The sequence below is a fragment of the Pseudomonas sp. NPDC090592 genome, from assembly GCF_044769185.1.
Classification (GTDB): Bacteria; Pseudomonadota; Gammaproteobacteria; order Pseudomonadales; family Pseudomonadaceae; genus Aquipseudomonas.
On record NZ_JBIVXJ010000063.1, the window covers coordinates 1 to 6,240 of the forward strand.

Genomic DNA, 6,240 nt, shown 5'->3' on the forward strand with positions numbered 1-6,240 from the left:
AGGGTAATAGTCACCGGAGTCTGGGCAGGGTTGCTCAGGGTCACGGTGTAGGTGATCACGCCACCTTCGGTCACGCTTGGCGAAGCGGTCAAGGTCGCGGTTGTGTTATCGACCGAGTCATTGATCGTGGTCTGAGCCGGGGTCGGGTTCGGAGTCAGTTGCTCGAAGTTACCGCCAGTGGCGTTTTCGATGGTGACGCTGACGGTCGAACCGTTGTTGTAAACGTCGTTCGCCGGGGTCTGGAAGTCGACGCTGCCTTGGGTCTTGCCCGCTTCGACAGTGATGGTCTGGCCATTGGACAGAGTAATAGTCACCGGAGTCTGGGCAGGGTTGCTCAGGGTCACGGTGTAGGTGATTACGCCGCCTTCGGTGACGCTCGGCGAAGCGGTCAGGGTCGCAGTGGTGTTGTCGACCGAATCACTGATAACCGTCTCAGCCGGTGCAGGATTTGGCGTCAGCTGCTCGAAGTTGCCACCAGTAGCACCAGTAATGGTTGTGCTAACTGTCGAACCGTTGTTGTAGACATCATTCGCCGGGGTCTGGAAGTCGACACTGCCCTGGGTCTTGCCAGCCTCGATGGTGATGACCTGGCCATTGGACAGGGTCACGGTTACCGGGGTCTGGGCAGGGTTGCTCAGTGTCACGGTGTAAGTGATCACGCCACCTTCGGTCACCGACGGATTCGCCGTCAGGGTCGCCGTGGTGGTGTCGATGGTATCGGTAACCTGGGTAACTGCCGGCGTTTGCGGCACGGTCACCGTCAGGCCATTGCCACCGGTGGTACCGGTAACGGTCGCCGAGATCTGGCCGCCGTCAATATAAGGCGTGTCATTTGCCGGAACGACGACATTGACGCTACCGGTGGTCTGCCCGGCCGGGATGACGATCACGGCACCGTTGGACAGCGTGACAATCAGGTTGCTGGTCGGGGCCTGGCCAACCGTGGCGGTATAGACGATGACGCCACCCGCTTCGCTGATGGAAGGAGTGGCGCCAAGAATCAGGTCGGTAGCAACGTTGGTGTCCGTCGTCGGCGGCGTCACCAGGTTATTGTTGGTGTCACCCAGCAGGCCGACTTCTTCACTGTCCAGTGTGGCTGCAAAGCCAAGCCCCTCAGTGGGGAAGCCGACAGTGGGATCAACCCGGCCCGCTGTTTCTTCGAGCATTACGAAGCTGTGGCCACCGCCCAGCGCGCCACCACCGCCTGCTGCCGATGGGCCGGCTGCGGTAGCTTCCAGCTCGGTAGTCGGGTCGACACCCGCTGCGATCGCCTGCTGCAGCTCTTCCACCGACGGCGCAGCCTGTGCGGTCGCCTGGCTCAGGTCAGTACTGCTGTCAGGTGTGTCGGCGCTCCACTGGCTGTCACGGCCCAGGTCAAGCAGACGGCCATCAGCCAGCTCCAGAGTAACTGCGCCACCAGGGCCAGTGAGCACTTCCTCACCAGCCAACAGGCGGTCCCCTTCGATGAGCACACGACGAATGCCCTCTGGGGATACCGCAATAACCTGGCCGACAATGCTTTTGACGATGGCTACAACGCTGCTCATTGGACTCTCCGTGTGACCCGATGGGTACTTCCCTGCCAGAGCGGCATTTGCAAGCCACTTCAGGCGGAACTTATGTCGATGATCTGTTGACGCTTTTCTGCGTCAATTTTCCGTCTATAACTTTTTGAAACCGCAATACTGCCAAAGTATTGACCTTATACAGGCCATCCTAAACAATCGGCAATGTAATGTCACATTGATATTTGTACCTTAGCCAACCGTTTGCCCAGGACCAATGTCGTACGTCATCGAAAACTCGCGGGCCTTCGAATTCAGCTGCCTTTCCGATGCGTGGACAGGTGCATTTGCACGCCTCTGAAGTACCGTCCATCAGCAACCGCCACGGCCATTGGCGTCAACAATTCGACCACTTCCACTGAACGAGGCATGTGACAGCCTGCAAGCATAAACCTTGCCTGGAATCGCCCGGAAAGCGCTCAAAACCCAAGCAGAACAAGGGCCGAACTCACATCCTGGCCAACCAGGGCTTGCTACTGACTGCGCCCAGCAAAAACGATTTGCCGCAGATCAGACATATAGCGATCCCGCACGCGAATACTGGCATGGGAATGATGGCAAACCATCGGTGATTACAGAACCACGGTTCAACCTGCAAACGCACTTCGCGCGATGAATTTTAATGATCAACCCGCCTGAAAACGTCAACAAATCAGCGCCTGTTTAATGACAAGTTAGCGAGCCGATCATTCACCCACACAGCGTGGTCTGGATGGCAGGCTATGCTGCACAAGAACCTGATCCCCCAACTGGATCAGAAATGAAACACGCGTTGCATTGCAGTATCTATGCAGTAGCAATAACGACGTAGAATTGTTTACTCGGTATCGATTCAAGGCGACCATTGGCCAGCTGCCCTGCAGCACCATTGAACGCAAAGGTGAACCGCCCAAGCCTGAACGGCGGCACACCTACCCCACCCACCACAAGGATGAAGAGAGCGCCGCGTGGAATCTGAAGTCAGTCGAGTCCAACTCAACCATGATCCACGCAGTCAGCATGACGATCCCTTGCTGGATAGTCTGCTGAGCCTGTGTGTCCTGCACCAGAAACCCGCCAGCCGGGTCATGCTGACCACCGGCCTGCCGCTGCCCGCCCAGCGTCTGAGCCCCGAGTTGCTACCCCGCGCCGCTGCCCGGGCCGGCCTGCAAGGGCGCCTGTTGCAGCGCAAGCTGGAGCAGATCCCGAGCATTGCCATGCCGGCCATGCTGTTGCTCAAGGAAGGCCGCAGCGCCGTCCTGCTGGGCTGGGAAAACGAAGACACCGCTCGCCTGCTGCTCAGCGAGAGCGATGGCGGCGAAGTGCATGTCAGCCGTGAAGCGCTGCAAAGCGACTATAGCGGCCGAGTGTTCTTCGCCCAGCCGCAGCACAAGTTCGACGTCAACCACGGCAACCTCATCCCGCGGGCGAAGTCGTGGTTCCGCGATACCTTGCTGCGCAGCAAGTGGCTGTATATCGATGCCATCGCCGCCAGCCTGGTGATCAACCTGATCGCCCTGGCCGCGCCGCTGTTCGTGATGAACGTATATGACCGGGTGGTGCCCAACCAGGCTACCTCGACGCTCTGGGTGCTGGCCGTCGGTATCGCCGGCGCCTATATCTTCGACCTGATCCTCAAGGGCCTGCGCGGCCTGTGCCTGGACCTGGCCGGCAAGAAGACCGACCTGATCATTTCCGCGACGCTGTTCGAGCGTATCGTCGGCATGTCGATGAAGTACCGGCCGGCAAGGGTCGGCAGCTTTGCCCAGAACATTCACGAGTTCCAGGGGCTGCGCGACTTCCTTGCCTCGCTCACCCTCACCAGCCTGATCGACCTGCCGTTCACCATCCTGATCCTGATTGTAATCGCCGTCATTGGTGGCCATCTGGTGTGGATCCCGATCATCGCCTTCCCGCTGGCCCTGGGCATCGGCTACGCCCTGCAACGGCCGTTGATGGCGACCATGGAGCGGACCATGGCGCTGGCTTCGGAGCGCCAGTCCAGCCTCATCGAAACCCTGGCCGGCCTGGATGCGGTAAAGGTCAACAACGCCGAAAGCGAACGCCAGTACATGTGGGAACAGACCCTCGGTACCCTCAGCCGCCTGGAGCTGCGGGTCAAGGTGCTGTCGAGCCTGGCGATGAACATCACCATGCTGATCCAGCAACTGGCAGGCGTGGCGATGATCTGCGTCGGCGTATACCTGATCATCGACGGTAACCTGAGCATGGGCGGCCTGGTGGCCTGCTACATGCTCAGCGGCCGCGCGCTCGGCCCGCTCGGGTCGCTCAACGGCCTGCTCGCCCGTTACCAGCAAGCCAAGGTGACCATGGTCTCCACCGACCACATGATGGAGCTGCCACAAGAGCGCAACTTCGAAGAGCGCCCGCTGAGCCGCAAGGTACTGCAGGGCAGCGTCGAGTTCCGTGGGGTGGACTTCACCTACCCGAACCAGCAGAACCTTGCGCTGAAGAACATCAACCTGATCATCCGACCCGGCGAAAAAGTCGGCATCATCGGCCGCAGCGGCTCGGGCAAAAGCTCGCTGGCCAAGCTCATCGTCGGCCTGTACGAGGCCGATGGCGGCTCACTGCTGGTCGATGGCGTGGACATTCGCCAGATCGACGTCAGCGAACTGCGCCACAACATCGGCTATGTACCTCAGGACATCCAGCTACTGGCTGGCACCCTGCGCGACAACCTGGTAAGCGGCGCCCGCTATATCGAGGACGAGCTGATCCTGCAAGCGGCCGAGCTGGCAGGCGTGCATGAATTCGCCCGCCTGCACCCGGACGGCTACGAGCTGCAGGTTGGGGAACGCGGGCAGAACCTGTCCGGTGGCCAGCGCCAGAACGTTGCCCTGGGCCGTGCGCTGCTGCTCAACCCACAGATCCTGCTGCTGGACGAGCCGACCAGCGCCATGGACAACACCGGCGAAGAACGCCTCAAACAGCGCCTGCAAGCCGTGGTGGAGGGCAAGACGGTACTGTTGGTCACGCACCGTGCCTCGCTGCTGTCGCTGGTGGACCGGCTGATCGTGATCGATCGCGGGCAGATAGTCGCCGACGGCCCGAAAGCCGCGGTCATGGATGCGCTGAAGAAGGGGCAGATCAGTGTTGCATAAGCTGGATATGGGGCAATTCAAGGATGGCCTGCGGCGCTACTTCAAAGGCTCCGATTCACTGGGCGGCCAACCGCTGCCAGAGGTCAACAAGGCCCTGATCGAGGACGCGCCAAGGGTGGTGCGGCTGACCATCTGGGGCGTGATCCTGTTCTTCGTGTTCCTGATCGTGTGGGCCAGCGTAGCGCCCATCGATGAGGTTACGCGGGGCGAAGGCAAGGCTATCCCGTCTTCCAAGGTGCAGAAGATCCAGAACCTTGAGGGTGGCATCGTCGCCGAGATCTTCGCCAAGGAAGGGCAGATTGTCGAAGTGGGCCAGCCGTTGCTGCGCCTGGACGAAACCCGCTTCGCTTCCAACGTTGGCGAGACCGAGGCCGATCGCCTGGCCATGGCCCTGCGGGTGGAACGGTTGAGTGCCGAGGTGCAGGACAGCCCGCTGAAGATCGACGAAGAACTGCGCAAGGCTGCACCAAGCCAGGCGGCCAGTGAAGAATCGCTGTACCAGAGCCGGCGCCAGCAACTGCAAGACGAGATTGGCGGCCTGCAACAGCAGTTGGTCCAGCGCCAGCAGGAGCTTCGCGAATACAGTTCCAAACGCGCCCAGTACGCCAACAGCCTTGAGCTGCTGCGCAAGGAAATCGGCATGTCCGAACCGCTGGTGGCTACCGGAGCGATTTCCCAGGTAGAAGTGCTGCGCCTGCGCCGTGCCGAAGTTGAAAACCGCGGCCAGCTGGACTCCACCGCGCTGGCCATCCCGCGTGCCGAGGCCGCCATCCGCGAGGTACAGAGCAAGATCGAAGAGACCCGTGGCAAGTTCCGCAGCGAAGCGCTAACCCAGCTGAACGAAGCACGCACCGAGCTGAACAAGGCCACCGCCACCAGCAAGGCGCTGGACGACCGGGTGCACCGCACCATGGTCACTTCGCCGGTTCGCGGCATCGTCAAGCAGTTGCTGGTGAACACCATTGGCGGGGTAATCCAGCCTGGTAGCGATATCATCGAAGTGGTGCCACTGGACGATACGCTGGTCATCGAAGCGAAGATCCTGCCCAAGGACATCGCCTTCCTGCACCCTGGCCAGGAAGCCACCGTGAAGTTCACGGCCTATGACTACACCATCTACGGTGGGCTAAAGGCCAAACTGGAACAGATTGGCGCCGACACCATCACCGACGAAGACAAGAAAACCACCTATTACCTGATCAAGCTGCGCACCGATCGCAGCCATCTGGGGACGGATGAGAAGCCATTGCTGATCATTCCGGGGATGGTGGCGACGGTGGATATCATGACCGGCAAGAAGACCATCATGAGCTACCTGCTCAAGCCGATCATGAAGGCGCGGTCGGAGGCGCTGCGCGAGCGGTGATAGCCAACCACTTGTCTCGCGACCGCTGTAGGAGCGGCCTTGTGTCGCGAAAGGGCCGCAAAGCGGCCCCAGGATTTCAGCACTGATGCACAAAGTGCCGGGGCTGCTGCGCAGCCCTTTCGCGACACAAGGCCGCTCCTATGTATGGACTCGCCCACACTGTCTAATTGCTTTTGAACATAGGAACCCGGTTGCATCTATGTAT

General features: G+C 60.4%; 3 protein-coding genes. 2 read left to right on the forward strand and 1 reads right to left on the reverse strand.

Going from position 1 to position 6,240, the window contains the following annotated elements; all coding sequences use genetic code 11:
• Nucleotides 1–1,547, reverse strand: a 1,547-nt coding sequence (locus tag ACIQUI_RS28335) for a retention module-containing protein (RefSeq protein ID WP_403204372.1), incomplete at its 3' end; no start/stop codon positions are given.
• Nucleotides 1,548–2,512: 965 nt separating this feature from the next.
• Between ACIQUI_RS28335 and ACIQUI_RS28340 the strand changes: the two genes are divergently transcribed.
• Together ACIQUI_RS28340 and ACIQUI_RS28345 are read left to right on the forward strand one after the other, a co-directional pair.
• Complete coding sequence (locus ACIQUI_RS28340; RefSeq protein ID WP_403204375.1) at nt 2,513–4,669, forward strand: type I secretion system permease/ATPase; 2,157 nt, start codon at nt 2,513–2,515, stop codon at nt 4,667–4,669.
• Between the two features lie 7 nt (nt 4,670–4,676).
• The gene (locus ACIQUI_RS28345; protein ID WP_403204378.1) at nt 4,677–6,035 is read left to right on the forward strand and encodes an HlyD family type I secretion periplasmic adaptor subunit; all 1,359 of its coding nucleotides are present in this window, start codon (nt 4,677–4,679) and stop codon (nt 6,033–6,035) included.
• The last annotated feature ends 205 nt before the right edge of the window (nt 6,036–6,240 follow it).